Genomic DNA, 1,902 nt, shown 5'->3' on the forward strand with positions numbered 1-1,902 from the left:
CTTCCTGTCGCCGCTGTATCGGTTGTTTTCCCTATATCGTTGTTATTTCTTGGGATAGGACTGATGTTCGGTGTCGGAGGCGGAGTGTATATATCCCGACTGTTGGGGGTGAAACAGATTGTCAAGGCAGGTCAGATCGCTTCCGTCTCGGTGATTACCTCTGTGATGTTGGCAGCTCTTGTTGCCCTTGTGTGCAATGCGTTCCTGCCGGACATCCTGCTGTTTATGGGAGCAAATGCCGGGATGATGAACTTGGCAGAAGCATACGGCAGACTCTTCATCATCAGTTGTCTCATAGGGACATTGAATGTGTCGATGTCCAATATCATTGTTTCACAGGGTGCGTCGAAAACATCTGCGTCGGCAATGATTATCGGCTCTATCGTCAATGTTGCATTAGACCCCTTGTTTATCTACACTTTCAATTGGGGTGTGGAAGGTGCTGCATGGGCAACTATTCTTTCAAGAATCATCACGACAGCTATTTACATCCGTTTCCTTACGAAAGCAGAGGCAAAAGTATCACTTGCCTTGTTCGCTCCCACAATAAGAATGTACGCGGATATCATAAAGATTGGTATCTCTATGCTCTTTTTGCAACTGCTCCAGACCCTTTCCATCAGTTTGTTGCAAAAAGCCGCCGTGAAATATGGTGCAGAAGTTGTTGCGGCTGTGGGTATCGTCTTGAAAATCGTCACATTGGGAACAAACATAGTCTTCGGATTTGTCAAAGGACTCCAACCGATGGCAGGCTATAACTACGGAGCAGGCAATTTCCAACGATTAAAAGAAGCGGTGCGCTGTTCCCTGATACTCACAACCTCGTTTTGTGTGCTTTGGAGCATTCTTATATTCGTTTTTACCTCTACTGTCATCAGTTGTTTCGGCAAAGACGAAACAATGCAAGAAATAGCAAGAATTGCGCTTAGAGCCAATACGATTATGTTCTTCACTTTCGGATTTCAATTTGTGTATTCCACGCTATATATGGCTATTGGAAAAGCGAGACAGAACTTTCTGCTCAATATTGGACGACAAGGACTCTTTTTTATCCCTGCCATATTGCTGCTTCCATCGTATCTGGGACTGAACGGCGTACTTTATGCCCAACCTGTCGCCGACATCTTTGCAACTTTGATGACGATGTTCTTTGCAATCCAAATTCATAGGGAAATACGTCATAAATCACATCTCACAACAGAGAATCTGCAATGTTGAACTTAACAGATATGATTATGCTAAGATTTAAGCAAGCAGAAGATTTTGAGACAATTGTCTCTTCTTGCTCTACAAAAGAACAGATAAAAAAAGCATCAAACAATTTTATGAAGTGGGTTGTTGGTTTATGTGATGCAGAAGACAATAACATCTCGTTGTTTCATATTCTCCGCTATACCCGTTTTCGGTTACAAGATGTATATCCGATGGACGGAAAGAGGAAAAATGTGTCGGAACTACTCTGTGTCATTGACACTGAATTGAAGTTGCTAAAGACACGGATTGCAGAGGCTTCTTCCTGCTTTGCCAGTCAGACCTGTTAAGAAACTCCATTGGACAGGAAAAACTACACATTTGGTGGAGGTTCTCTATGCCCTTGACACCTGCGATTGTATTAATACGCGAATTCGGAATAAGAACTCGCGTACATATAAGAAATGTAACTCACATTATACCCATAAGAACCTCAGAAGCACATGGTTAAGCATTAAACCCAAATCGGTCATTAGAACCCTCAACCGATTTTGTTCGATTGTTGAAGCAGATGTGTAGCCGTTTCATCGAAGGCGTAGCGGGCTGCGTCGGGATGTAATGGCTGCGCAGATGGCAGCAAGCGGGCTAAAGCAGTTGGGAAGCGTAACGGCAATGGCAAATCTAAGCAAATGCGGTCTAATGACCGATTTG

The 1,902-nt window shown here is 43.6% G+C and carries 1 protein-coding gene and 1 pseudogene; both read left to right on the forward strand.

All coding sequences use genetic code 11. The features are described 5' to 3' along the window. On the forward strand, positions 1-1,218 hold a 1,218-nt coding region (locus EII32_RS11160), incomplete at its 5' end, for an MATE family efflux transporter (RefSeq protein ID WP_125235452.1). Positions 1,219-1,445: 227 nt separating this feature from the next. After that, a pseudogene (locus EII32_RS12790) lies at positions 1,446-1,617 on the forward strand (RteC protein); the annotation flags it as partial. Between the last annotated feature and the right edge of the window lie 285 nt (positions 1,618-1,902).

Origin of the sequence: Prevotella sp. OH937_COT-195 (assembly GCF_003932845.1) — a bacterium.
Classification (GTDB): Bacteria; Bacteroidota; Bacteroidia; order Bacteroidales; family Bacteroidaceae; genus Prevotella.